22 protein-coding genes are annotated in these 24843 nt (G+C 64.7%); 13 read left to right on the forward strand and 9 right to left on the reverse strand.

Annotated elements, in window-relative coordinates:
* The first annotated feature begins 100 nt into the window (after positions 1-100).
* Both E1N52_RS37825 and E1N52_RS37830 read left to right on the forward strand, forming a co-directional pair.
* Positions 101-1006, forward strand: coding sequence for a LysR family transcriptional regulator (locus E1N52_RS37825; protein ID WP_133189578.1), 906 nt, complete (start codon positions 101-103; stop codon positions 1004-1006).
* Positions 1007-1061: 55 nt separating this feature from the next.
* Entirely contained in the window at positions 1062-2648 is a 1587-nt protein-coding gene (locus E1N52_RS37830; RefSeq protein WP_133189580.1) for a Na+/H+ antiporter, read from the forward strand.
* A gap of 18 nt (positions 2649-2666) precedes the next feature.
* Here the strand turns inward: E1N52_RS37830 and E1N52_RS37835 are convergent, their stop codons facing one another.
* From E1N52_RS37835 to E1N52_RS37855, 5 genes are all read right to left on the reverse strand, one after another.
* Positions 2667-4151 (reverse strand): MmgE/PrpD family protein, encoded by a 1485-nt coding sequence (locus E1N52_RS37835; protein WP_133189582.1) that lies wholly within the window; start codon positions 4149-4151, stop codon positions 2667-2669.
* A 44-nt stretch (positions 4152-4195) separates the two neighbouring features.
* The gene (locus tag E1N52_RS37840) at positions 4196-5563 is read right to left on the reverse strand and encodes a short-chain fatty acid transporter (RefSeq protein ID WP_133189584.1); all 1368 of its coding nucleotides are present in this window, start codon (positions 5561-5563) and stop codon (positions 4196-4198) included.
* 77 nt (positions 5564-5640) lie between these two features.
* Positions 5641-6516 (reverse strand): amidohydrolase family protein, encoded by an 876-nt coding sequence (locus tag E1N52_RS37845; protein WP_133189586.1) that lies wholly within the window; start codon positions 6514-6516, stop codon positions 5641-5643.
* A gap of 67 nt (positions 6517-6583) precedes the next feature.
* Positions 6584-7786: a CaiB/BaiF CoA transferase family protein gene (locus E1N52_RS37850; protein WP_133189588.1), complete on the reverse strand. Its 1203-nt coding sequence runs from the start codon at positions 7784-7786 to the stop codon at positions 6584-6586.
* Complete coding sequence (locus tag E1N52_RS37855; RefSeq protein WP_133189590.1) at positions 7783-8676, reverse strand: HpcH/HpaI aldolase/citrate lyase family protein; 894 nt, start codon at positions 8674-8676, stop codon at positions 7783-7785. The genes E1N52_RS37850 and E1N52_RS37855 overlap by 4 nt, the downstream gene beginning before the upstream one ends.
* Positions 8677-8779: 103 nt before the next feature.
* On the opposite strand from E1N52_RS37855, the gene E1N52_RS37860 reads away from it, so the two are divergent.
* Positions 8780-9652, forward strand: coding sequence for a LysR family transcriptional regulator (locus E1N52_RS37860; protein WP_133189592.1), 873 nt, complete (start codon positions 8780-8782; stop codon positions 9650-9652).
* A 10-nt stretch (positions 9653-9662) separates the two neighbouring features.
* On the opposite strand, the gene E1N52_RS37865 is transcribed toward E1N52_RS37860, so the two are convergent.
* Positions 9663-10565 carry a LysR family transcriptional regulator gene (locus E1N52_RS37865; RefSeq protein WP_133189594.1) on the reverse strand — a complete coding sequence of 301 codons (903 nt, stop codon included), beginning with the start codon at positions 10563-10565 and terminating at the stop codon, positions 9663-9665.
* A 150-nt stretch (positions 10566-10715) separates the two neighbouring features.
* On the opposite strand from E1N52_RS37865, the gene E1N52_RS37870 reads away from it, so the two are divergent.
* Together E1N52_RS37870 and E1N52_RS37875 are read left to right on the forward strand one after the other, a co-directional pair.
* Positions 10716-11999, forward strand: coding sequence for an MFS transporter (locus tag E1N52_RS37870; protein WP_246089398.1), 1284 nt, complete (start codon positions 10716-10718; stop codon positions 11997-11999).
* A gap of 102 nt (positions 12000-12101) precedes the next feature.
* Positions 12102-13082: an amidohydrolase family protein gene (locus E1N52_RS37875; protein ID WP_133189598.1), complete on the forward strand. Its 981-nt coding sequence runs from the start codon at positions 12102-12104 to the stop codon at positions 13080-13082.
* A 57-nt stretch (positions 13083-13139) separates the two neighbouring features.
* Here E1N52_RS37875 and hmpA read toward each other — a convergent pair whose 3' ends face one another.
* Together hmpA and E1N52_RS37885 are read right to left on the reverse strand one after the other, a co-directional pair.
* Complete coding sequence (hmpA, locus tag E1N52_RS37880; RefSeq protein WP_133189600.1) at positions 13140-14351, reverse strand: NO-inducible flavohemoprotein; 1212 nt, start codon at positions 14349-14351, stop codon at positions 13140-13142.
* A 91-nt stretch (positions 14352-14442) separates the two neighbouring features.
* Entirely contained in the window at positions 14443-15288 is an 846-nt protein-coding gene (locus tag E1N52_RS37885) for a FadR/GntR family transcriptional regulator (protein ID WP_133189602.1), read from the reverse strand.
* Positions 15289-15537: 249 nt separating this feature from the next.
* Here E1N52_RS37885 and E1N52_RS37890 point away from each other — a divergent pair, with 249 nt between their 5' ends.
* The 8 genes from E1N52_RS37890 (at position 15538) to E1N52_RS37925 (ending at position 24540) form a co-directional block, all read left to right on the forward strand.
* Positions 15538-16749 carry an ABC transporter substrate-binding protein gene (locus E1N52_RS37890; RefSeq protein ID WP_133189604.1) on the forward strand — a complete coding sequence of 404 codons (1212 nt, stop codon included), beginning with the start codon at positions 15538-15540 and terminating at the stop codon, positions 16747-16749.
* 55 nt (positions 16750-16804) lie between these two features.
* Positions 16805-17665, forward strand: coding sequence for a branched-chain amino acid ABC transporter permease (locus E1N52_RS37895; protein ID WP_133189606.1), 861 nt, complete (start codon positions 16805-16807; stop codon positions 17663-17665).
* The gene (locus tag E1N52_RS37900) at positions 17662-18702 is read left to right on the forward strand and encodes a branched-chain amino acid ABC transporter permease (RefSeq protein ID WP_133189608.1); all 1041 of its coding nucleotides are present in this window, start codon (positions 17662-17664) and stop codon (positions 18700-18702) included. Before E1N52_RS37895 ends, E1N52_RS37900 begins: the two co-directional genes overlap by 4 nt.
* Complete coding sequence (locus E1N52_RS37905) at positions 18699-19466, forward strand: ABC transporter ATP-binding protein (RefSeq protein ID WP_133189610.1); 768 nt, start codon at positions 18699-18701, stop codon at positions 19464-19466. The genes E1N52_RS37900 and E1N52_RS37905 overlap by 4 nt, the downstream gene beginning before the upstream one ends.
* Positions 19463-20164, forward strand: coding sequence for an ABC transporter ATP-binding protein (locus tag E1N52_RS37910; RefSeq protein ID WP_133189612.1), 702 nt, complete (start codon positions 19463-19465; stop codon positions 20162-20164). The genes E1N52_RS37905 and E1N52_RS37910 overlap by 4 nt, the downstream gene beginning before the upstream one ends.
* Positions 20165-20198: 34 nt before the next feature.
* Positions 20199-21500 carry a Zn-dependent hydrolase gene (locus tag E1N52_RS37915; RefSeq protein WP_133189614.1) on the forward strand — a complete coding sequence of 434 codons (1302 nt, stop codon included), beginning with the start codon at positions 20199-20201 and terminating at the stop codon, positions 21498-21500.
* Entirely contained in the window at positions 21497-22984 is a 1488-nt protein-coding gene (locus tag E1N52_RS37920) for a M81 family metallopeptidase (protein WP_133189616.1), read from the forward strand. Before E1N52_RS37915 ends, E1N52_RS37920 begins: the two co-directional genes overlap by 4 nt.
* A 77-nt stretch (positions 22985-23061) precedes the next feature.
* A complete protein-coding gene (locus E1N52_RS37925; protein ID WP_133189618.1) occupies positions 23062-24540 on the forward strand; it encodes a M81 family metallopeptidase in 1479 nt (492 codons plus the stop codon).
* Between the two features lie 30 nt (positions 24541-24570).
* Here E1N52_RS37925 and E1N52_RS37930 read toward each other — a convergent pair whose 3' ends face one another.
* On the reverse strand, positions 24571-24786 hold the full coding sequence (locus E1N52_RS37930; protein WP_133189620.1) for a YXWGXW repeat-containing protein: 216 nt from the start codon (positions 24784-24786) through the stop codon (positions 24571-24573).
* Positions 24787-24843: the final 57 nt, after the last annotated feature.

Consider the following 24843-nt stretch of genomic DNA (forward strand, 5'->3'; position numbering starts at 1 on the left):
CCGCACACGCCTGTTGTGCAGGAACACTGACCGCCGCGGGGACGTCGAAGGCCACGTATCGTAGAATCGAAATCATCGACTCACGATATTCGAAAAGCACATGGCCAAGGACGTGACTTTGCGGCAGTTCCGCTACTTCGTGGCGGCGGCGCAGAACGGGCAGTTTTCGATGGCGGCGGCGGCCGAGCATGTCTCGCAGTCGGCGATCACCAATGCGGTGCTCGCGCTCGAGGAGGCGCTCGGCACGCGGCTCTTCGTGCGCTTGCCACAGGGCGTGGAGCTGACGCCCGACGGGCAGGACTTCCTCAATCACGCGCGCCACGTGCTGGAGTCGGTGCGCGACGCGCTGCACAAGGCGCCGTTTCGCGCACACAGCTTGCGTGGTACGGTGCGCCTGGCCGCCTCCTATACGCTGCTCGGCTACTTCCTGCCGGAACTGCTCGCGCGGTTTCGTGCGACCTATCCCGAGATCGAGATCGATCTGCACGATCTGGACCGGCCTGCCATCGAGGAGGCGGTGCTCGCGGGCAAGGTGGATCTTGGCGTGGCGTTGCTTTCCAACGTGGAGCGGCGCGCGCGCTTCGGCCACCACTTGCTGATGCGTTCGCGACGGCAATTGTGGGCCGCGCCGACGCATCCTCTCGCGCAGATGGGCACCGTCACGCTGCGCGACATCGCGCGTTACCCCTATATCCAGCTCACGGTGGACGAGGGCGAGGCCTCGACGCTGCGCTACTGGAAAAAGCGGCGCGTTGCGCCGAATATCGCGTTTCGCACGAGTTCGATGGAGGCGCTGCGCGGGCTCGTGGCGCATGGCTTCGGCGTGACGATACTCTCGGATATGGTGTTCCGGCCGTGGTCGCTGGAGGGCAAGCGCATCGACGCTTGCGCCATCGAGGATGCCATTCCGCAGATGGAAGCGGGCATGTTGTGGCATCCTGGTGCCGTGCTCAGCGATCCGGCGCGAGCGATGCAGCAGTTTTTGATTCATGCTTGCGGGAATTGAAGGGGGCGGCCGCGCTCCTCCACTCACCGTACCTGGGTAAAAACAAGGAAGCCTCATGTCGGCTGTGTCGGCGTTCAAGCTCGTGCTCCTTTCGCTCATTGCCATCATCGCGCTCGAGCTGCTCGCCAAACGCCTGCGCCTGCCGCCCGCTGCCGCGCTGCTGGTAGGCGGCGCCGCCATGGCTTTCACGCCCGGCCTGCCGCCGGTCGTGATCGACCCGGACCTCGTTCTCATCGTGTTTCTGCCGCCCTTGCTGATGGACGGCGCTTACTTCTTCGTCTGGTCCGACTTCAAGCGTCACCTCGCGCCCATCCTGCTCTTCGCCATTGGCGCGGTGGCTTTCACAACGTGGGCGGTCGGCGTGGTCGCGCATTGGGCCGTTCCGTCGCTGCCATGGGCCGCATGTTTCGCACTGGGCGCGGTGGTATCGCCGCCCGATGCGGTTGCCGCGAAGGCCGTGCTCGAGCGGCTCGCGCTGCCGCGCCGCCTGATGGTGCTGCTCGAAGGCGAGAGCCTGCTCAACGACGCCGCCGGTCTCGTGCTGTTTCGCTTCGCCGTCGCGGCGGCATTGACGGGCGTATTCAGCGAGCCGAATGCGGCGCTCAGTTTCGTAGGGCTCGCGCTGGGCGGCATTGTGGTCGGCGCTGTCGTGGGCTATGTCGTCGTCTGTTTGCTGCGCCAGCTCGAAGACGAGTATCTGATCATCACCGCCTCCGTCCTAGCAGGCTGGATCGCCTATATCGCGGGGGACATGCTGGGCGTTTCGAGTGTGATCGCCACGGTCACGTGCGGCATGCAGTTAGGCTGGCATCAGCACGAAATCTTTTCGGCCACCGTACGTAGCCGCGGCACGGCGTTCTGGCAGGTCATGGTCTTCGTGCTCGAGGCGCTGGTGTTCGTGCTGATCGGCCTCTCGCTGCGCGGGGTCATGCTGCGCCTCGGCGGGACGGGCAATGCCGTCGCGCTGCTCGGTCCGGCCGCGATGGCCGTGGTGCTCGCCGTTGTCGTCTCGCGCTGCGTGTGGACGTATGGAATCGAGATCGTGAGGACCGCGCTGCACCGGATAATGCCGCGCCACGTGGGCGCGCCGGACTTTCGCGGTGCGACGGTGGTGAGCTGGGCCGGCATGCGTGGCGTCGTCACGCTGGCCATTGCGCTCGCGCTGCCGGAGGCGATGCCGGGCCGCGACCTCATCCTCTTCGCCGCGTTTGCCGTCATTCTTTTCACGGTGCTGCTGCAAGGCACGACCATCGGGCCGCTCATCAAGCTGATCAGGCCTGCGAACGATATGGAAGGGGAGGAACCCTACCTCAACGAGCCGCAGGCATGGGCCCGCCTCGAAGCCGCCCAGCTGGCGGCAATCACGCCGCTCGTCCATGGGCCGGACGGCAGCGTGATCCACCCGCGGCTGCTGGAGCAATACACGTATCGTGCGAACCTGACGCGCAATTACGCAAACGCCGAGAGCTATCCCCAGGAAATGCGTGCCTCGCACTACGATGTCGTGCTGGCCGCCGTGGAGGCCGGACGCGCGGAGCTGCTGAAGCTGCACCGCGCCGGCCTGATCCACGACGAACTACTGCGCGTGCTCGAACGCGATCTCGACCTGGAGGAGCTTTCGGCACGGCATGGGAGAGGGTGATACGTTCCCTCACGTTCCTCAGGCACGCACGACGAGTGGCGCAAACACGTGCGAGAGGTCGCGCTGCTGGTCGAGACTCCAGAGAAAACCAAGCGCATCGTCGGCGCGCGCCTTGCCGATCACTGGCACCGCATTTTTGCGGAACTTCACCTCGAAGTCGCCGCGCTGCATCGGCCGCGTGGCGAAGCCTGGAATGTCGTCCACGCGCTTCGACACGGTTTGTCCGTCCGTTAGCGTGGCGCTCACGATGGTCGCGTAATACTTCGGATAGAGCCGGGTCAGTTCGGGATCCTCTGCAACCTTGATCTTCTGCATGAAGGCGCGGATCTTCGGGTCATGGAGCGCTTCGGTGCGATAGCTCGCCAGGCTGATATCGCCGTCGAACATGGCGCGCGCCGTCACGTAGGGCAGGCTGTGATCGGCGGTCTCACTCGTTTCGGGGGTCCATTTCTGCGGGTCCATGCCTGCCGAGAAGTAGCCTTCGTGCGAGGTGCGAATCTCCATGCTGACGATACGGTCGAGGTCGCCCACCTGTTTCGCCACGTCGATGCCGGCAGCAATGGCCGTTTGCGTGAGCGCCTGCGCCGGGTAGAACTTCACGGCACAGTCGTTGATGCGAAACGGCCGGCCTTTGCCGCCGAAGCTCGCCGTGTCGATGCTGAATGGGCCGGATACCTGCTTGAACAGCCCCGCATTACCCTCGAAGATCGGTGCGGGGCCTGTGAGTCCGTCGCGCGCGAGGGCGGCGGAAAACACGGCGTTGCGCGCGGCGTCGGCATCGGCGAGACCCTTCCAGTTCGACATGGTCTGCACGCGCGTCTGGTTCAGCGCGAGATGGCCGTTGAGCGCGATGTTGACCGCCTCGGCCAGCTGCCGCTCGTCGAGCTTCATGAGCTTGCCCGCCGCGAGCGCGGCCGCGGGCAGGCTGAAGATGGGATGATCCCAGCCGCGCGAGCTGATCGAAGCGGCGTCCATGAGGCGGCAATCGACTTCGTAGGCAAGGGCGATCGCGACGATCAGGTCGCGGCCATTCGCACCTTCGGCCTCGGCCTGGGCGAGACACGCCGCGATGTTGTCGCTCGGGTGGCCGATTTCCTTGCCCGCATAAACGTCGTTGAGATCGTAGTAGCGGATGGCCGCGCCGTTCGCAAAGGTCGCGAGGTCGGGTGACGTGCGCCGCTGCGTGCCGAGCACTGTTGCACCCTTGCCGTCGCCGCTTGCGTAGTTGAGCGCAACCTGGCGCGCGATGCCCACGGGTTTCTCGCCGAGCGCGGCGATGCCGCAGCCTAGTGCGTCGGCGGTGTGGGTCTTGACCGCTTCGATCGTACCGGCGTCGAGGTCGTCGTAGCTCAGCGCGGCAGCGTAGGCCGCAAGCCGTTGCGCGATGGTGGACGTTGGCGATGCGGACGCGACCTTCTGCGCGTGCGCCGCGCCGATGCCGCCGAATGTCCCCGCGCCCGCGGCGAGCGCCGTGAGCGACGCCATGAATGCACGCCGTTGCATGCGGTGTCTCCTTGTTCTTTGTTGGTCTTAGGGAAGAATGCCGATCAAACGAGCAGCAGCAGCGCCGCGCCGAACACCACGGTGCCGAGCAGGAACGTCATGACCGTGAAGCCCAGCACGCGCTGCACGCCAATGCCTGCCATTGCCACGACGGGCGCGGCCCAGAACGGCTGCATCATGTTGGAGACCTGCTCGCCCATTGCGACGGCCATGGTGGTTGCAGGCATCGAAGCGTGCAGCGCGATCGCGGCGGGTACGACGAACGGACCCTGCACGGCCCAGTGGCCGCCGCCGCTCGGAATGAAGAACGTGACGATGAGCGAGCACACATAGCTCCAGAACGGCAGCGTGTGCGTGTTCGAGATCGCGATGAAGAAGTGCGAAATCACGTTGGGCAGGCCCGTGGCGTCCATCATGCCCATCACGCCGCCATAGAGCGGGTATTGCAGCATCATCGAGCCGGTTTGTTTGGCGGCGTTCTTGACCGCATCCGCGTAAGCGAGTGGATAGCCATGCAGGATCACGCCCGCAATGAACATCACGAAGATCACGGCGTTCACGCCGGAGAACGCTTCGATGTGCTCGATGTGCGCGAGCACGAGGAACGTCACGCCCACGAGGCCGATGAACGCGCTGCCGATCCACGAGTATTCGAGCCACTTCGCGAAGCTCAATTTGCCTTCGGGGCGCTTGCGGGGTTCCAGGTCGGGGTTCTTCTCGATGTCGAGCACGACGGCATCTTCATCGCGCGGCTTGAGGAGCGCGAGCACGATGGGCGTGGCGATCAGCATCACGACCACGGGCACGAGGTTGAACGCCGTGAACACGGTGTCGTTGAACGGCAGCACTTCGCCCGTGAGCTTTTGCACGACGTTCATCGCGCTGCCGGGCGTGGATTGCGCGAGCGCGATGGAGCTGGAAATACCGCTCGCCCACACCACCCAGCCCGAAAAGCCCGCCGCGACGATCCACGCGAAGTCCACGCGCATGCGTTTGGCCACTTCGCGCGCGAGCAGCGCGCTCACGACGAGACCCAGGCCCCAGTTGAAGAACGAGGCCACGGCGACGAGCACGAAGGTGAGCGCCGCGGCCTGCACCGGCGTGCGGGCAATGCCGACGAGCGCCTTGAACACGCGCTGCACGGGCGCGGCGTGAGCGAACGCGTGGCCTGTGACGAGGACGAGCGTGATCTGGAAAGCGAACGTGAGGATATTGAAGAATCCCTTGTACCAGCCGACCACGAGCGTATTGAGCGTCGCATGCGGGGCGAACATCGCCGAGAGCGCGGCCACGACTGCGGTGATGAGAATCGCGAGCACGAACGGGTCGGGAATGGTGCGTTCGAACAGGCTGATCGTCGCGTCGGTAAAGCGAGTCTTGCGTACGGGTGCGGCAGTGGCGGTGGACTTCACGTATCGTCTCCAGGTGCAGAATGTGGCCGCGCGTACCTCGCGCGCGGCTGTTTGTATATGGGCGCGGTGGCGCTAGTTCATCGTGCGAAGCCGTAGAGTTCGGCGGGGTTGTCGACGAGAATGCGCTTGCGTGCCGCTTCGCCCTCGACCCATGTGCCGAGCAGATCGAAGATCGCGGCGGTGTCGGGCTTGTGCGTCTCCGTCACGTGCGGCCAGTCGCTGCCCCACACGGCGCGCTCCGGCAGCAGTGCGGCCCATGCGCGTGCTGTGTCGGCGAGGTCGGCGTAACCGCCTGCGAGGCCCACCTGCGAATCGAGGTAGGCGCCCGAGAGCTTGACCCACACGCGCCCCGAAGCGGCCAGACGGCGCACCACGCCATACGCGGGATGCGAGACGCCCGCTGGCAAGGGCAGGCGCGCGAGATGGTCGAACACCATCTTGCAGGGCAGGCGAGTGAGCAGGGCTTCGTGCTCGACGATCTGGTCGGCGGTCCAGTGCAATTGCACATGCCAGCCGAGTTCCGCTATCCGCCGCGAGAGCGGCTCGACCATGTCGAAGGTGACGACCGCTTGATGCGGCGTGTACAACGTGAAGCGGATGCCGCGGATGCCGCCGCGATCGAGCATGTCGAGTTCGGCGTCGCTCACATCGGGGCGCAGGACAGCTACGCCGCGGGCATTGTCGATCCCCAGTTGGCGGATCGCGTCGAGCGTCACGCAGTTATCGGTGCCGTAGGGGCGCGGCGTGACGATGACGGTGCGCTGCGTGCCGGTGCGTTCCTGTACGCGTCGATAGTCCTCGACCGTCGCGTGATCGACGATATGCGCGCCGTTGCCGGGCGAGGCCGCAAAGCGGCGATCGTAGATATGGATGTGCGAATCGCACGCGAAGGCGGGCGTCTCTCCGCGCGCCCTGGGGGCCTCGATGGTATGGACATGCTGCTCACGGTCCATCGCGTTGTCTCCTTGTTTGCCGCGCGCGCCCAAAGGCATGGATGCGCGCGGTTGCAGCTTCTTGTGTTCAGAGCACGGCGTGCTCGTTTCTCAATCGCTCGATATCGGCGTCGCTCCAGCCGGCCTCGCGCAGCACCGCATCGGAATGCTCGCCAAAGGCGGGCGCCGCGATCGGGTCCGGTGCGGGCGTCGCGCCGAAGCGAATCGGCTCGCGAAATCCGCGATACGCGCCCACGCCGGGATAGTCGTAGCGCGTGACCATCTCCTCTGCGAGCACCTGTGGGTCGTCGAACATGTCTTCGATCGTACGCGCTGCCGCGCAGGGCACCGCCTCGCCGAAGTGCGCTTCCCATTCGAGCGCGCTGCGCGCCTGCAAGGCGGCGTGCAATTGCGGCACGATCTCGTCGCGATGCTCGGCACGTTTGCGCACTGAATCGTAACGCTCGTTCTGCGCGAGTGCAGCGAGCCCGGTTTTTTCGCAGAGCGCCTGCCAGAAATGCGGCGTGTTCGCGGAGATGTAGAGCCAGCCTTCGCGCGTCGGATGAATGCCGGTGATGCCGCCCGAGCGCATGTCGCGGCCTACGTCCTTCGGTTCATCGTCGGCCCAGATCATGCGCGCGGACTGCATGGTGAGCGCGCTGCGCAGCAGCGAAACGCCCACGTACTGGCCCGCGCCGCTGCGCTCGCGCTCGAAGAGCGCGGAGGATACGCCTGCTGCAACGAGCGCGGCGGCATAGTAGTCGACGACGGAGCCGTAGAGAATCTCGGGCGGGCCATCGCTCTTGCCCTGCAGCGCGCACATGCCCGTCATGGTCTGCAGCACCTGGTCGTAGCCGGCCTTGTCCTTGTTCGGGCCCTGGTCGCCGTAGCCGGTGACCGCGCAGTAGATGAGCCGCGGGTTCACGTCGCGCAACTGTTCCCAGGCGATACCGAGCCGTGCCGGCACACCGGGTCGGAAGTTGTGCACGAGCACGTCGGCCCGTTCGACGAGACGCTGTAGCACGTCCTGCGCGCTGGGTTGCTTCAGGTCGAGCACGAGCCCGCGCTTACCGCGGTTGACGCCGAGAAAGGCGCGGCTTTCGGCCTGAAGCGTGGACGGATACTTGCGCAGATTGTCGCCTGTGGGCGGCTCGATCTTGATGACGTCCGCACCCTGGTCGGCGAGCAGCGTGCAGCCATACGGGCCTGCGATATAGGCGCTCAGGTCGAGCACGCGCACGCCCGCGAGCGGGCCGCGCGACGCTGCATTCGTTTCGACAGGCTGGTTCATTGGCGCACCTCGCCAGACGTTGCGGATGCAACGAGTCCAAGCCGCTCGGCGCTTTGCACGAGCGCGCGGGCGCGTTCGACGAAAGGCGCGTCGATCATCTTGCCGTCGACTACATAAGCGCCCACGCCGTCGCGTTCGGCGTTGCGGGCCGCTTCCACCACGCGCAGCGCGTGGGCGATTTCTTCGTCGGAAGGGCGGAACACGTCGTTGGCGAGCGCGATCTGGCTCGGATGGATGCAGCTCTTGCCGAGAAAGCCCAGCGAGCGGGCCAGTTCGGCTTCAGCGCGAAATCCTTCGACATCCTTGATATTCGCGAAAGCCGAATCGTAGGCGAATACGCCTGCTTCACCGGCCGCGAGCCGCAGGCTGAACATGGCTTGCTGAATGGCTGCCGGGTCGCGCCGCGCGATGCCGAGCGGCTCGAACAGGTCGCCAAGACCCAGTTGCAGGCCCGCCACGCGTTCATGCGCGGCGGCGAGCGTCGCCGCTTCACGCAGTGCGCGCGGCGACTCGACGTTGAGCAGCAGCTTCACGGGGCGGCTCACGCCATTGGCACGCTCCGCGCGCTCGATCGCGGCAGCGGCGGCGCGCACGTCGTCGGCGGATTCGGGTTTCGGCAGATTCACGTAATCGAGGCCGGGTTGAACCACGGCGGCGATATCGTCGGCGAACCACGGTGTATCGAGCGCGTTCACGCGCACGATCAGCACCTTGCCGCGCTCGCGCACGGCGGGCGAAACCAGCAGCGTGCGCAGCGCCTCGCGCGCTTCGGGTTTACGCGCAGGCGCAACCGAGTCTTCCAGGTCGAACGACAGTGCGTCCGCGGCGCTCCCGAGCGCCTTTTCGAACAGCTCCGGGCGCGATGCCGGCACGAACAACTTGCTTCTCATCTCCATGCGTTCCGTATAGATCACCACTAAGGGCAGTCTACGATCGGCAACGATTTAGATAAACTATGCGGATCTATCTTTAAACCATAGAGAAGCTACGTTTATGGACACCGGGTTTCTGAGCAACCTGCTGCTGGTCGTGGAGAGCGGCTCGATGGCGGAGGCCGCGCGGCGCGTGGGCGTGACGCCCGCCGCGATCGCGCAGCAAATCCAGGCGCTGGAGCGCGAACTGGGCGTGGCGCTCGTCATGCGCGCGGGGCGCACCGTCATTCCCACGGAGGCGGGCCAGCGCGTGGTGGAGCGCGCCCGCACGCTCGTACGCGGTTTCGACGAGTTGAAAGCGCTGGCGCAGGAGCAGGAAATGGGCGGCGAGTTGCGCGTGGGGACCATCACGTCGGCGCTGCTGAGCGTGCTGCCCGACGTGCTGGCGCGCTTCGCCGCGGCTTTCCCGCAGGTCAAGCTGCTGATACGCGCGGGCACGTCGATGGAACTCTTCGAGGCCTTGCAGCGCGGCGAGGTGGACGTGGCCATTTGCCTGCACCCCGCGTTCGCGCTGCCAAAGTCGTACGACTGGCACCTGTTACGCGAAGAGCCCATCGTCGTGCTCGCGCCAGCAAAGTTCGCGCGCGCGGATCCGCACGACCTGCTGCGTCGCGAGCCGTTCATTCGTTACGATCGCGCGCTGGGTGGCGGCAAACAGGCCGACCAGTATCTGCGCCGCGCGAAGATCGTGCCGCGCGAGCTGTTCGAACTGAACTCGCTGATGGCGATTGCGCTGATGGTCGATCGCGGCCTCGGCGTCTCGCTCGTGCCCGATATCGGCACGCCGCTTACGAAGGGCTTGCGGCTCGCGCGCCTGCCGTTGGCTGAAGCAACTGAGCCACGCCGCTTCGGCATTCTGTGGTCGCGTGCGTCCGCGCGCAGCCGCTTGATACGGGGGATGATCGAGTGTTCCGGCGAGGCGTTGCGCAGGTGAGGGCGCGGACTCAAACGGCCGCCGGCTTGCCGATGCGCTTGTACCAAAGCTCGATGAACGACTCCGCGGCGGGCGAAAGCGAGTGCTCGGCCCGCCGGATCAGATTGACGTCGCGCGTCACGACGGGCGCTTCGAGCTTGCGCGCGACGAGATCGCGGTGCGGAAACGCGCCGAGCAGCATGCCCGGAAAGATCGCAATGCCGAGTCCCGCCTCCGTCATCGAAAGCCCTGTTGTCATATAGGACACCTCATATTCAATGGTCTTGCGCTCACCTAGCGCGAAGAGCGTCTCGTCGATCAGACCGCGAATGCCGCTGCCCGGCTTCACGCCGATCCACGGGTAGCCGAGCGCATCGGCCCAGGTTACGCGGCGCTTTTTCGCGAGTGGCGAATCCTTGCGGCAGATCGCGCAGAGCCTGTCGCGCGCGAGACATTGCAGCGTAATGCCTTCGGGTTTGTCGCTGATCGTGCCGATGCTGAACTCCACGTCGCCGGTGAGCGTGGATGCCGTGAGCCGGTCGGGCGCGGCGTCGTCGATCGACACTTCGATGTTCGGGTACAGCGCCCGATATTCGGCCACGAGCCGCGGGACGATGGCCGCCGCGATGGAGGGCGTGGCGGCGAAACGCAACTGCCCGCGCTCTCGTCCGGCAAGCTCCTTCACGCTCGACTGAATCGATTCGAGGTCGCGTAGCATGCGCTCGACGGTGGGCAGGATTTCGCGCGCCGCCACCGTGGGCCGCAGCGAGCGCGACGTGCGGTCGAACAGGCGCATGCCGAGCGCTTCCTCCATCTGCCGGATCAGCACGCTCACGGCGGGTTGCGTGATGAACATTTCGTCGGCCGCGCGCGTGAGCACGCCGAAGCGGCAGACGAGTGCGAACGCGCGCAGTTGCTTGATGGTCGGTTGCATAAAGTAACTTTATGGAGCCATTGAATTTGTTCGATTGTCTTCATGACTATAGTGCCTTACATTGCATTGCGGCAGATGCGAGTGAAATCGAAAACGATCCAATAAAGCAGGCCAGCCGCGAGCCGGCCGCAGGAGACAGTCGTGAGAGCAATGGATACGCGCATTCGCTGGCGCGGCGCCGTGGCGTCGACGCTCGGAAACGTGCTGGAGTGGTACGACTTCGTCGTATTCGGGTTTCTCTCTATCATCATCGCGAAGCAGTTCTTTCCCGGCGACAGCGAATACGCGGCGCTCATGCTGACCACGGCCACGTTCGGCGCGGGCTTCGTGGTGCGGCCGCTCGGCGGCGTGCTGCTCGGCATGTACGCCGACCGCAAGGGCCGCAAGGCGGGTCTCACGCTCGTCATCGCCTTGATGACGCTGGCGGCCGCGATGGTCGCCTTCACGCCGGGTTTTCAGCAGATCGGACTCGTTGCGCCCGCAATCGTCTTGTGCGCCCGCCTGCTGCAGGGTATTTCGGCGGGCGGCGAGTTCGGCACGGCCACGGCCATGCTGATCGAGTACGCACCCAAGGGGCGGCGCAATCTCTACGGCAGCTGGCAGATGTTCGCCCAGGCGCTGGGTGCGCTGCTGGCCGTGGCAATGGGCAGCGCGCTCACGCATCTTTTCACGCCGCACGCGCTCGAGTCATGGGCGTGGCGCATTCCTTTCCTCTTTGGTCTGCTCATTGGCCCGGTGGGCTTCTATATCCGCCGCAGTCTGCCCGAGACCGAGGCGTTCGAGCAGGTCGACAAGCGCGTGAAGGCGCCGTTCAGCCGTGTGGTGTCGCAATACCCGCGCGAGCTGTTCGTGGCGACGGCGCTGAGCGCCGCGCTCAATGTCATGGCGTACGTGATCATCACCTATCTGCCGATTTATTCGGTGCAGAACCTGCACATGCCGGTAACGCTGCCTTTTACCGTGCTGCTCGCCAGCGTGCTGCTGCGCGTGGTCACGATTCCGCTCTTCGGCCATCTGGCCGACCGGGTGGGCGGCAACCGCATGATCTGCGGCGCGCTGATCGTATTTCTTGTCGTGCTGTATCCGGCCTATTACTGGATCGTGAGCGCGCCTTCCATCGTGTCGATCATGACGGTGGAGTTGCTGTTTGCGTTGCTGATCGGCGCCTCGAACAGTCCGATTCCCACGGCGCTCGCTACGCTCTTTCCCACCGAAGTGCGCTCCACGGGCCTGGCGATTTCGTACAACATCGGCGCGGCGATTTTCGGCGGCTTCTCGCCGTTCGTGCTGACGTGGCTGCTGCATACCACGGGCAACAACATGGTGCCTGCCCACTTCTGCGCGGTGTTCTTCGCGCTGGGTCTCGTTGGCGCGTTTATGCTCAAGCGCGACGAGCCGCATTTGAGCGACCTTTCCGCGCCTTCGTCCATTTGAACGGAGCGGCACAACCCCTACACGCCGACGCTTCGATCCACACGATAAGGATGACGAAACGTCGGTCATTTCATCAGCGAATCTCGAACAGGAGACAGCAGCATGCCCGTTATCGACGTCCATACCCATATCTTCACGCACAAGTGGCTCGAACTGCTCAAGCAGCGCGGCGGCGCCTACAACATTCAAACGCGGCCCGACGGGCAGCAGGAAGTGTTTCGCGGCAACACGCCGGTTGTGATTCCGCAGAAGGGCCATTTCGATTTTGATCTGCGCATCGAGCATATGAACGAAGCGGGCATCGACGTGTCAGTCGTTTCGCTGACGTGTCCGAACGTATTCTGGGGCGACGAGGAAACGAGCTGCCAGGCTGCGCGCGAGACCAACGACACGATTGCCGAGGGTCAGGCCGCGCACCCCGAGCGTATCCGCTGGTTCGCTTCGCTGCCATGGGAATATCCGGCGCGCGCGGTGCATGAACTGGAGCGCGCTTGCGCAAACGGTGCGAGCGGCGTGATGGTGCTCGCCAACGTGGCAGGCCGCAGCCTCACCGACCCAATGTTCGCGCCGATCTGGGCCGAGATCGACCGGCGCGCGCTGCCGGTGCTCGTGCATCCCACCGATCCGCCGGGCGCCGAACAAATGGACATGACGAAGTTCGACCTGAGCTGGTCGGTGGGCTTCATGTTCGATACGACGCTCGCCATCACGCGCATGATCTTCGAAGGCTTCTTCGACCAGTATCCCAACCTCAAGATCATCGCCTCGCACGCGGGCGGAGCGCTGCCGTATCTCGCGGGCCGCTTCACCAAAGGCGACGACGTGGAAATTCCGCAGCGCCGCCAGATGAAGCGCAAGCCCATCGACTACCTGCGCCACATCTATTACGACTGCATCACGTATAGCCCGGCCTCGCTCGAGTTCCTGATCTCGGTGGTGGGCGCGGACCAGGTCATGTTCGGCACGGACTGGCCGCACCAGGTGCATGACACGCGCGGCGCATTTGCCAATACCGCGCGCCTGCCGAAAGCACAAAGCGACGCGGTGCGCGGAGGCAACGCGCTGAAAGTGTTCGGATTCTGAGCGTTGGAAATGGCAGGCGTGGCGTGTGCGCCGCGCCTGCCGGCATGAAGTTCGCGCTTATTCCGCGAAAAGATCCGGTCCGAAGACTTCGTAGTGAATCCGGGCTTCGTGAACGCCGAGATTCTTGAGCGCATCGTGCTGCATGCGCATGAAGGGAATGGGGCCGCAAATATAGTAGTCGGCGTCCGGTTGCAGAATCGCCTGCTTGATCTGCCCGATGTCGACGAACCCCGCGTAATTGTAATCGCGGCCTTGCACGTCGCCTGGCAGCGGCTCGTTGTAGAAAATCTCGAGGTGGAAGTTGGCATTCGTGGCCGCGGTCTCGCGCAGACGGTCGCGCATCGCATGCACGCCACTATTACGCGCGCCATGCACGAACACCACTTTGCGGTTCGGATCCTGAAGTGCTCGCTTGAGCATGCTGATCATCGGCGTGAGACCCACGCCGCCGCTGATGAGCACGATAGGCGTATGCGCGTTCACGTCGATATGGAAGTTACCGTAAGGCGCGGCCAGCTTCACTTCGTCGCCCACGTTCACGTGGTCGTGCAGCAGGTTCGAAACATATCCGGCCGGCTGCGGGCCGCCGGCCTCGCGCTTCACGGAAATGCGGTAGGTCCTGCCATTGGGCATGTCGGAGAGACTGTATTGCCGGATCTGCTGCAAGCCGAGCGTCGGCACGTTCACGCCGATGCTGATGTACTGGCCAGGCTCGAAGTTCGCGACCGGGCCGCCGTCGGCCGGTTCGAGCACGAATGAGGTGATGATGCTGCTTTCGGGCCGCTTCTCGCGCACGACGAACTTGCGCCAGCCGGTCCAGCCGCCGAGTTTGTCGGCGGAACCTTCATAGAGTTCGCTTTCCATGCCCATGAGCACGTCGGCGAGGTTGCCGTAGGCCAGTGCCCATGCGGAGATGATGTCCTCTGTGGCCGCGTCGCCGAGCACCTCCTTGATCGCGCCTAGCAGATGTTCGCCAACGATAGGATAGTGCTCGGGCAGCACGCCGAGGCTCGCGTGCTTGTTTGCAATGTTCTTGAGCACGGCCGCGAGGCTCGAAGGGTCTTCGATGTTTTCCGCATACGCATAGACGGCGCGCGCAAGCGCCTGCTGTTGCTGCCCCTGTTCCTGATGCGCCATGTTGAACACATTCTTCAGTTCAGGGTGAGCTTCGAAGAGCCGCGTGTAAAAACGCTTGATGATGGCGTAACCGTGGTCGGCGAGCACGGGCGCGGTCGCCTTCACGATGTCCTTCGTTCGCTGCGTGAGCATTGTCGGTCCTCCTTTCACGAGTGGGGAAGCGCGCATACTCGTTCCAGTCTAGACAATGGCACACGCAATCGCAGGATCCAATGGTATCGGCTCACTCATCCTTTTCGTCAGCCGAACTAGTACCAGTGATCATGCGCACGCGTTTGCGAATTTCCGAATCGAGAATCAGTCGCCCGCGTAGTTTGCCTTTCATTCGCTTGACATGCTTGGGCGCCTCCGTCATGTGCTCGACCATCAGCGCGCGCACGCGCTCGACGTCGCGCTCGCGCGCGGCTTTCACGATCTCGCGGTGAATCTTGACGTTGGATGCGCCGAAGCGGCGGTGTTCCGCAATGGGCGTGTCGTTCCTGAACTCGATCAGCTGGCGGATCATTTCGTTGATCAGCTCGCAGATGAAGCGCAGGAATGGATTGGGATTCGCGGCCGCCAGGATGTCGTGAAAGGTCATGTCCTCCTGGCGCTGCCGCACGAGGTGGCCGCGATCGTGTGGCCCGCTCGCACCGTCGCAGCATTCGATATTCGCTTCGAGCGCGGCGAAGTCCGCTTCGGTGAGGTGCGGCACGGCGCCTGCGGCGAGCTCGGGCTCGAGCTGCTGACGCACCGTATAGATGTCGTCGATCGAGACATCCTTGAAGAACAAATAGTTCTGCAGCAACTGCAGCGTGCGATCGAGCGGCACTTCCACCACCATGCCGCCGCCGCTCGGCCCGGTGGACACCTTGATGAGCCCTTGCACCTCGAGCGACTTGAGCGCCTCGCGGATCGTGCTCTTGCTGACCGAATAGAGCTGCTGCAACTCGGCTTCGCGCGGCAGCCGGTCGCCTGGTTTCAAGTCCTTCTCGGTAATGAGGCGCTTGATCTCCTCGGCGACGAGATCGCCGCGCTTGGGCTGCTTGATTTCGACGGCGGTCCCCGATCTGACGCGGTTCGTGACCATCTTCGCGACTCCCTGCGTGAGGTTGTTTCGTAGTTTCGCGCCGGCCGAGCCGCATTTCACGGACGGGCGCGGCGAGGAAGACGAGGTTTTTGACGGATTGACACTGAAATTAATTATACCTAGCATCTGGTTCATTCTATTTATCATGATAAATAGAATTTACCGTCTCGCGGGCCGCCTCGTGTGCGCCGGTGCGGTTTTGCAGTGTGTCGCGTCGTTCGTGTGTGTTTCCCCACAAGGAGCCTCAACTTGAATCGCCGAGAACTGTTGAAACTGGCCGCGCTGTCGGCCATGCCGGGCGCGCTGAGCGTCCTCTCGTCCTCACGGGCGTTCGCGCAGGGCGCATCGGGCGTGCAGTTGGCCTGCCCCGTGCCGATGTCCGGGCCGTTCGCGGCCAACGGCAAGTACGCCGATCTCGGCATGCAGCTCGTGGTCAAGCAGTACGGCAAGGTGCTCGGCTTGCCGCTCGACTACACCACGCTCGACACCGAGGGCAAGCCCGCGACGGCCGTGCGCCGCGTGCAGGAGATCGAGCAGCAAAAGGGCGTGCGCTTCTTTGCGGGCGGCGTGCTGTCTTCCGAAGCGCTCGCCATGGGCAAGGAGGTCGACAAGAGCGGCGGCGTGTTCATCACCACGGCCGGCGCCGACGAAATCACGGGCAAGGACTGCAACGCGGCGACGTTCCGCTGGTCGGTGCCGACGTTCGGCGCGATCGAGCAGACTGTGCGCCCGCTCATCCAGATGCAGCCGAAAGCCAAACGCTGGTACACGATCACGCCGCAATACGTGTTCGGCGAGGGGCTGCTCACCGCCGCGAAGAACGTGTTCAAGGAGAAGGGCATCGAGCACGTGGGCAACAGCTATCACTCGCTCACCGAAAAGGAATTCAGCGGCTATCTGACGAACGCGGTGGCGGCTAAGCCCGACGTGCTGCTCATTCTCAACTTCGGCTCGCAGTCCTCCGACACGCTGCGCCAGGCCGTGAGCTTCGGCATGAAGAACAACTGCACGATCCTCATGGCGTGGGCCTCGGGTCTCGAACAGTTCGAGGCGCTGGGCGCGGACTTGTGCGATGGCGTGTACTTCGGCGCGCAGTACTGGCACGGCATCGACACGCCGCTCAATCACGATCTCGTGCAGCGCACCCAGGCGGCCTTCAAGGCGAACCCGAACTACAGTCTCGCGGGCTCGTACATCTGCTCGAAGATCCTGCTCGACGGCATGGTGAAGGCAGGCAGCGCCGACCCGAAGAAGGTCATTGCAGCGCTGGAAGGTATGAAATATGCGGGTTTGACGGGCCCGGAGGAAATTCGCAAGGGCGACCATCAGGTGCTCAAGAACTACTATCTTTTGAAGGGCAAGAAGAAGTCGGTGATGAAGAATGCCGACGACTACGTGGACATCGTCAGCTCGGGGCAGTCGTTCCTTCCTCTCGACAAGACGGAGTGCAAGATCGCCTGAGGTCTCATAGCGGCCTCGGGTGCCGCTCGTTCGTCACTTCTACGCTACGCACGCCATGAATGTCTATCTGCTGCAGATCATCAATGGAATCGGCGTCGGGATGTTGTATTTCCTGCTGGCGGTCGGTCTTTCGATCGTCTTTGGCCTGTTGCGCTTTGTGAATTTCGCGCACGGCGCGTTCTATCTGCTCGGCGCGTATTGCTGCTATCAGGTTCTGCAATGGTCGGGCAGCTTCTGGCTCTCGCTCGTGGTGGTGCCGGTCGTGGTGGGCGCGCTCGCATGGGTGGTCGAGAAGCTCGTGCTGCGGCATATCTATGCACAGCAGCATGAGTTCCATATTCTCGCGACAGTCGGGCTCGCACTGGTGATCCAGGAGTGTGCGATTCTCGTGTGGGGACCGCTCGGCGACAACGTCGCCGTGCCCGACGCGCTCAATGGCGTGGTGATCTGGGGCAGCTTCGTGTATCCCAAATACCGCCTCTTCGTGATCGGCTTCACCGCCGTGCTCGCCGTGCTGCTCTGGTGGGTGCTCGAGGGCACGCGCCTTGGCAGTGCGGTGCGGGCGGGCAGTGAGTCGTCGGAGATGGTGTCGCTGCTCGGCATCAACGTTACGCGCGTGTTCAGCCTCGTGTTCGCGCTCGGTGCGGCCACGGCGGCGCTCGCGGGCGTGCTGGCCGCACCCATTCGCGGCGTCGATCCGTTCATGGGGCTCGAAGCGCTGAGCGTGGCCTTCGTCGTGGTGGTGGTGGGCGGCATGGGCAACTTTCTCGGCGCGCTGGTGGGCGGCCTGCTGGTCGGGATCGTGCAGAGCCTGATGAGCACGCTCTGGCCGCAAGGCGCGCAGCTCATGATCTATGTGGCGATGGCGGCTGTCCTGCTGCTGCGTCCGAACGGACTGCTCGGGAGGGCCGCATGATCGAGTCGACGAAGCTCGCCGCCGGTGCGGGCACACGCGATGCGGCCGGGCCTGTCGGCCTGCTGCGCCGCTATCGCTACGTTTTCCTTGCAATCGTGGTGGTATGCGCGTTGCCGCTCACCATCCGGTCAGGGTCGCTCGCGACCGAGGTGCTCGTGTTCGCGCTCGCGGCGCTGGGCTGCAATCTGCTGCTGGGCTTCACGGGACTGCTCTCGTTTGGCCAGGGCATTTTCTTCGGCCTTGGCAGTTATACCGCCGGCATCCTGCTCACAAATGGCGTGCCATCGGTGATTGCAGCGCTCGCGGCTGCGGCTGTGCTGGGCGCGCTTGCGGCGGCGGTGGTCGGCTGGTTTTCCATACGCCAGCGCGGCACTTACTTCGTGATGCTCACGCTTGCGTTCGGCCAGCTCTTCTACTTTCTCGCCTATTCGTTGCCCGACATCACCGGAGGCGACAACGGCCTGCTCGACATTCCGCGTCCTGCGCTTTCACTCGGATCGCACGCGCTCGTCGCGCTCGATTCGCCGTGGCAGTACTACGGTTTCGTCGCGGCGGTGTTCGTGGTCGTATTCGCGTTGATGGTGCGCGTGTCGCACTCGGTATTCGGGCGCACATTGCTGGCGATTCGCGACAACGAAGCGCGCGCGGGTGCGGCGGGCTATCACGTGAGCCGTTTCAAGCTGATGGCGTTCGTGATCTCCGGCGCGGTCACGGGTCTCGCCGGCGCGCTGCACGCCATGATGACCGGCATCGCGCCGCTCTCCAACATCGACTATCACACGAGCGAAATGATCCTGCTGATGACGGTGATAGGCGGCAGCGGCAACCTGTTCGCCTCGGTCATCGGCGCCGCGTTCTACGTGCTCTTTGCCGATTGGCTCTCCACTTTGTGGCCGCGCTGGCTGCTCCTGCTCGGCCTCGTGCTGATCGCAGTGAGCCTCTTCATGCAGCGCGGCTTGTGGGGCTTGGGCGAGCGCGTCGCGGCGTCGCTGCGGCGCGGTGACGGCGCGGATGCACACAGCAAGGAGCAGCCATGAGTGAAGCGATTCTGGAGGCACGCGGCGTGGTGAAGCGCTACGGCAAATTCACGGCGCTTTCCGGCGTGGACCTGCGCATCGCGCCGCGCACGGTGCATTCGGTGATCGGGCCGAACGGCGCGGGCAAGACCACGCTCTTTCACGTGCTCACGGGCACGGTGCCGATTTCTTCGGGGTCCATCGTATTCGACGGCCACGACGTCACGCGCGAGCCCGATCACAAACGCGTGCGGCGCGGCATAGCGCGCTCGTTCCAGGTGACGAGCCTGTTCCAGAATCTGAGCGTGCGCGAGAACCTGCGCGTGGCGGCTCAGGGCGTGCAGGCGCGCAGCGCGCTCAACGCCTGGACGCCGCCGCACGGCGCGCTTGCCCACGCGGAGACGGTGGAGCGCGTGCTGGAGCGCCTCGCGCTGCAACGCCATGCGGATACGGCGGCGGGTGCGCTTTCGCATGGCCAGCAGCGGCGCCTCGAAGTGGGCATGGCGCTGGCCGCGCGGCCGCGCGCGATCTTTCTGGACGAACCGACTTCGGGCATGGGCATCGACGATCTCGACGACATGAAGGCGCTGATACGCGGCCTGCGCGACGAGTACACGGTCGTGCTCATCGAGCACAACATGGGCATCGTCATGGACATCTCCGACACTATCACGGTGATGCAGCAGGGCCGCGTACTCGTGGAAGGCAAGCCCGACGCGATTCGCGGCGACGAACGCGTGCGCAGCGCCTACCTCGGCAACATGATTACGGGAGGCCGCGCATGATGCTCGACGTGCGGGATATTCACGCGTACTACGGCAAGAGCCATATTCTGCAAGGCGTTTCGCTGCAAGTGAACGAGGGCGAAACGATCACGCTGCTCGGCCGCAACGGCGCGGGCAAGTCCACGACGCTCAAGACGATTGCGGGCGTGGTTGTGCCGCGTGGCGGCACGATCGATTTCTCCGGCAAGACAGTGAGCGGACAAGCCGCGCATCGCATCGCTGCAGCGGGCCTCTGTTTCGTGCCGGAGCATCGGGGGATATTCCGCTTGCTGAGCGTGGAGGAGAACCTGCGCCTCGGCGCGCGCAAGGATTCGCCGTGGCAACTCGACGACATCTACCGGATCTTCCCGCGCCTGAAGGAGCGACGCAAAAACGGCGGCGCGCAGCTTTCTGGTGGCGAGCAGCAGATGCTCGCGATCGGGCGCGCGCTCATGAATCATCCGCGTCTGCTGATGCTCGATGAACCGGTGGAAGGCCTCGCGCCCGTGATCGTCGAAGAGATCGTCGAGCAACTCAGGCAGATCAAGGCGGCAGGCGTCGCGATCGTGCTGGTCGAGCAGAACCTCGAAGTGTGCACGCAACTGGCGGACCGGCATTACATCATCGAGCAAGGCGTGATCGTCTACGCAGGCGGCAACGCGGAGTTCGCCGCCGATCATACGGTGAAGGACCGCTATCTGGGCGTGGGCGTGGTTTGAGCGTCGCTTCCCATTCAAGCAAGGAACCTAATCGATGCAAGTTCAGGAAATGACTCGCGCTTCGGTCGCCGGCCTGCGCACGAACGGCGCGCGCCTGTGGGACAGCCTCATGCGGCTCGCCGAAATCGGCGCAACGGAAAAGGGCGGCGTATGCCGCCTCGCACTCACGCCGCTCGACCGTGAAGGGCGCGATCTGTTCGTGGCGTCGGCGAAGGAGTTGGGCTGCACGGTGCGCGTGGATGCCATCGGCAACATTTTCGCGCGGCGCGCGGGCGAGCGTGAGGACCTGCCGCCCGTGATGACGGGCAGCCATATCGACACGCAGCCCACAGGCGGGAAGTTCGACGGCAACTACGGCGTGCTGGCGGGCCTCGAAGTGCTGCGCACGCTGGAAGAAGCAGGTGTGCGCACGCTCGCGCCGCTCGAAGTGGCCGTGTGGACCAACGAGGAAGGCTCGCGCTTCGTGCCGGTGATGATGGGATCAGGCGTGTTCGCCGGCGCGTTCACGCTGGAGCATGCAATCGCGCAGTGCGATCGCGATGGTGTTTCGGTGTCCAAAGCGCTAGAGAACATTGGCTACGCGGGCGAGAAGCCGTTCGAGTCGCATCGCGTAGGGGCTTATTTCGAGGCGCATATCGAACAGGGGCCCGTGCTCGAAGCACACGAGAAGACAATAGGCGTGGTGCAGGGCGCGCTCGGCCAGCGCTGGTACGACGTGACGGTGCACGGGATGGAGGCGCATGCGGGGCCCACGCCGATGGATTCGCGACGCGACGCAATGCTCGTTGCAGCGGGCCTCATTCAGGAGGTCAATCGCATCGCTCTTGCGCACGCGCCGCACGGGCGCGGCACCGTGGGCTGGCTCGACCTGCATCCGAATTCACGCAACGTGATTCCGGGGCGCGTGACGTTCACGGTGGACCTGCGCGCGGCCGATGATGTGGCGCTCTCTGCGATGGACGCACAATTGCGCGCAGCGTGCGGCGCGGCGGCGCGGCAGGCGGGTGTGAACATCGACATCGAGCAGGTCGTGTACTTCCCGCCGCAACCCTTCGATCCCTCGCTCGTGGAAGCCGTGCGAGCGGGCGCGCAAACGCTCGGCCTCTCCGCTATGGATGTGGTGAGCGGCGCGGGGCACGACGCCGTGTATCTCGCACGCGTGGCGCCCACGGCCATGATCTTCGTGCCGTGCAAGGACGGCATCAGCCATAACGAAATCGAGGATGCGCGCCCTGAGCATCTGGAGGCCGGATGCAACGTGCTGCTACACGCGATGCTTGCGGCCGCAGGCGTGGCCGGGGGTGTGGCTCCTGCGCGTGAGGAGGGCGACGCATGAAGATCCTGATAGCGCGGATGAATCACGAAACCAATACGTTTTCGCCGGTGGCGACGCCGCTTGCCGCGTTCGGCGGCAACGGGCCCGCGTGGGGCGAAGTGGCGTATCGCGAGAACAAGGGCATGCGTACGGCGATGTCGGCGTTCATCGATGTGGCCGAGCGCGAAGGCGCGCAGCTCGTCACGCCCGTTTCGGCTTCGGCGAATCCGAGCGGCCCCGTTGCCGCCGATGCCTACGATGCGATCTGCGACGCGATCATCGCTGCCGCGCCCGGCTGCGATGCGGTGATGCTCGATCTGCACGGCGCGATGGTCGCGCAGCAGTCAGCGGACGGCGAGGGCGATCTGCTCGCGCGCGTGCGCGCCGCGTTGCCCGATGCGCCGATTGCCGTCGCACTCGATCTGCACGGCAACGTCACGCAGAAGATGATCGACAACGCGGACGTGATCGTGAGCTTCAAGACCTATCCGCACGTGGATATGTACGAGACCGGCGAACACGCGGCGCGCCTGCTGCTCGATCGCATTCATGGCCGCGCGCAGCCGGTGCTCGCGTGGCGGCAGCCGCCGCTGCTCACCTCGACGCTGCGCAGTGCGAGTGCCGAGGGCGCAATGCACCGCGCCGTCGAAGCAGCGCGCGAGGCCGAGGCGCAGGGCATGCTGGCCGTTTCGGTGCTCGCGGGATTTTCGCTTGCCGACATTCCTGCGCCGTGCATCAGCGTGGTGGTGGTGGGCAACGGCGACGCTGCTGTTGCGGAGGCAGTTGCGGATCGCATCGCGCGGCAGATCTGGGACGAACGCGGCGAATTCGTCTATCGCAGCCCGCCTCTCGAAGCGTCGGTCGCGCAGGCGGCGCAACTGGCGCAGGGCGCCGACAAACCCGTGCTGCTGCTCGACCATGGCGACAACTGCATGTCGGGCGGTACTTGCGACACGATGGACCTGCTCGAAGCCGCGCTCGCGCAGGGGCTCACCGGCATGGTGAGCGGGCCGCTGTGCGATCCGCAAGCCGTGGCGGCGTTGATCGAAGCGGGCGTGGGAGCGAGGGTTACGCTGGGCGTCGGCAACAAGCTCGCGCGCGAAGGCGCTGCGCTGCGCGCGCCCTTCATGGCGACGGGCGTGGTGCGCGCGATCACCGACGGCGAATATGTGATCACGGGCCCGACCTACACGGGGCAGCGCGCGTACATGGGGCGCGCGGCGGTGCTCGACATCGGCGCGGCCACGCTCGTCGTGACCGAGCGCACCCACGAGCCATGGGATCTTGGTGTGTTCGAGAGCGTGGGCATCGACCCGCGCCGCGCGCGCTTCCTGCTGCTCAAGTCGCGCATGTACTGCCGCCCGGTGTTCGTGCCGATTGCGGCGGCGCTCGTGGAATGCGACAGCCGCGGCGTGACCGGCTCTGATTACGGGCTCTTTCACTACAAGCGCCTTGTGCGCCCCCTCTATCCGCTCGAAGCAGACATGGCGTGGCCCCCCCGTTGAGCATTGGGTCAGCGTTGGTCATGCGTCGATAGCCAGGCAGTACGAAGAAACGTCCTCCACTTCGAAAGGAAACCTTCATGCGTTTGCTGCTCGCGATGTTCAAGCACGAAACCAACACGTTCTCCCCCGTTCCCACGCCCTTCGAGCGCTTCTTTCGCCGCACGGGCGGCGCTATCTCGGGCGATGCCGCGCTCGAAGCCTACCGCGGCACGGGCGGGGCGCTGGGCGCCTACATTGACGTGGCTGACGAACTGGGCGCGCAAATCGTGCTGCCGGTCGCGGCCGACGCCTTCCCGAGCGGCCCCGTGCATGACGACGCCTACCGCCGGATCACGGAGCTGATTCTGGAGGCGGTCGCGAAGGGCGGCTACGACGGCATCCTGCTCGATCTGCACGGCGCCATGGTCACGCAATCGCTCGACGACGGCGAAGGCACGCTGCTGCGTCGTCTGCGCGAGATCGACCCCCGTACGCCGGTGGGTGTGACGCTCGACATGCATGCGAACCTTTACGACGACATCGTGAAGCACGCGACGGTCGTGACCGGCTATCACACCTATCCGCACGTGGACATGTATGAAGCCGGACTGCGCGCGGCGCGCATTCTCGCGCGCACGATTGCGGGTGAGATCAAGCCGGTGATGGCCTGGGGCAACAAGCCCATGCTGCCGCATGTGATGCGTCAGGGCACGCACTCCGAGCCGAACAAGTCGTTGCAGGCGCGCTGCATGGCGTACGAGGAAGGCGAGGCGCTGGCGGCATCTCTCTTCGTGGGCTTTCCGAACGCCGATATCGAAAACGCGGGACTGAGCGTCGTGGTCTGCACCGATGGCGACGAAGCGAAGGCGGCCAGGCTGCGCAATGCGCTGCTCGACGAGGCGTGGCGCGAGCGCGAAACGTTTCTCTATGCGAGCGAGCCGCTGGCGGAATCGGTTGCGCACGCAAAGGCTTCGACGACCGCTGGCCCGCTCGTGCTGCTCGACCATTGCGACAACACCGCTTCGGGCGGCACGATGGATACCACTGAAGTGCTCGCAGAGGTCCTGAAACAAGGGCTCGACAACGCGGTGTTCTATGCGATCTACGATCCAGAGGCGGTGCAGCAGGCGGTTGCGGCAGGCATCGGCAATGACGTCACGCTCTCGCTAGGCGGCAAGCTGCCGATGCCCGCATTGCAGGAGACGAGCCGTCCCATCGAAGTGACGGCGCGGGTGAAGCTCATTTTCGACGGTGTGTTCCGCAATCGCGGGCCCATGTATCGCGGCGCGCTCAACAATACCGGGCCGACTGTGGTGCTCGACACCGGCAAAGTGGAAATCGTGGTGGTATCGGCGCATCAGGAGCCGTTCGACCTGAACTGCCTGTCTTCGGTGGGCATCGACCCCACGCAGAAGCGGTTTATCGTGCTGAAAAGCCGTGTGCATTGGCGCGCCGGGTTCGGCGACCTTGCGCGCGAGGTGATCGAATGCGCGGGCGTGGGCGTCACGACTTCGGATTACGGCAAGCTCGAATTCCGGAAGGTGCGGCGGCCGATCTATCCTCTCGATGCGATCTGACCGCCGCGGTACGTATGCTTAGCTAAGACCCTAGTACCCCTGCACCCAATGCCCCGGGATCCACACCCACTGGTTGCCTTCCCAGCGGTAATGTCCCTTTCTCCAGGCATAGCCTTCGGCCGGTGCGGGCGGCGGTGTCTCGACGCGCGGCGCCGGTTCCGGTGGTCGGGCCGGCTCCACGATACATGCGGAAAGCAGCGAGGCGCCTGCGATCAGCGTAATGGGGAGCAGGAGTTTTATCTTCATGACGGTTTTCCTCCACTGATTGAAGTTGTTTGGTTATCCGAACGGCTTTTCGGCCTC

This window comes from Paraburkholderia guartelaensis (genome assembly GCF_004353905.1).
GTDB lineage: Bacteria > Pseudomonadota > Gammaproteobacteria > Burkholderiales > Burkholderiaceae > Paraburkholderia > Paraburkholderia guartelaensis.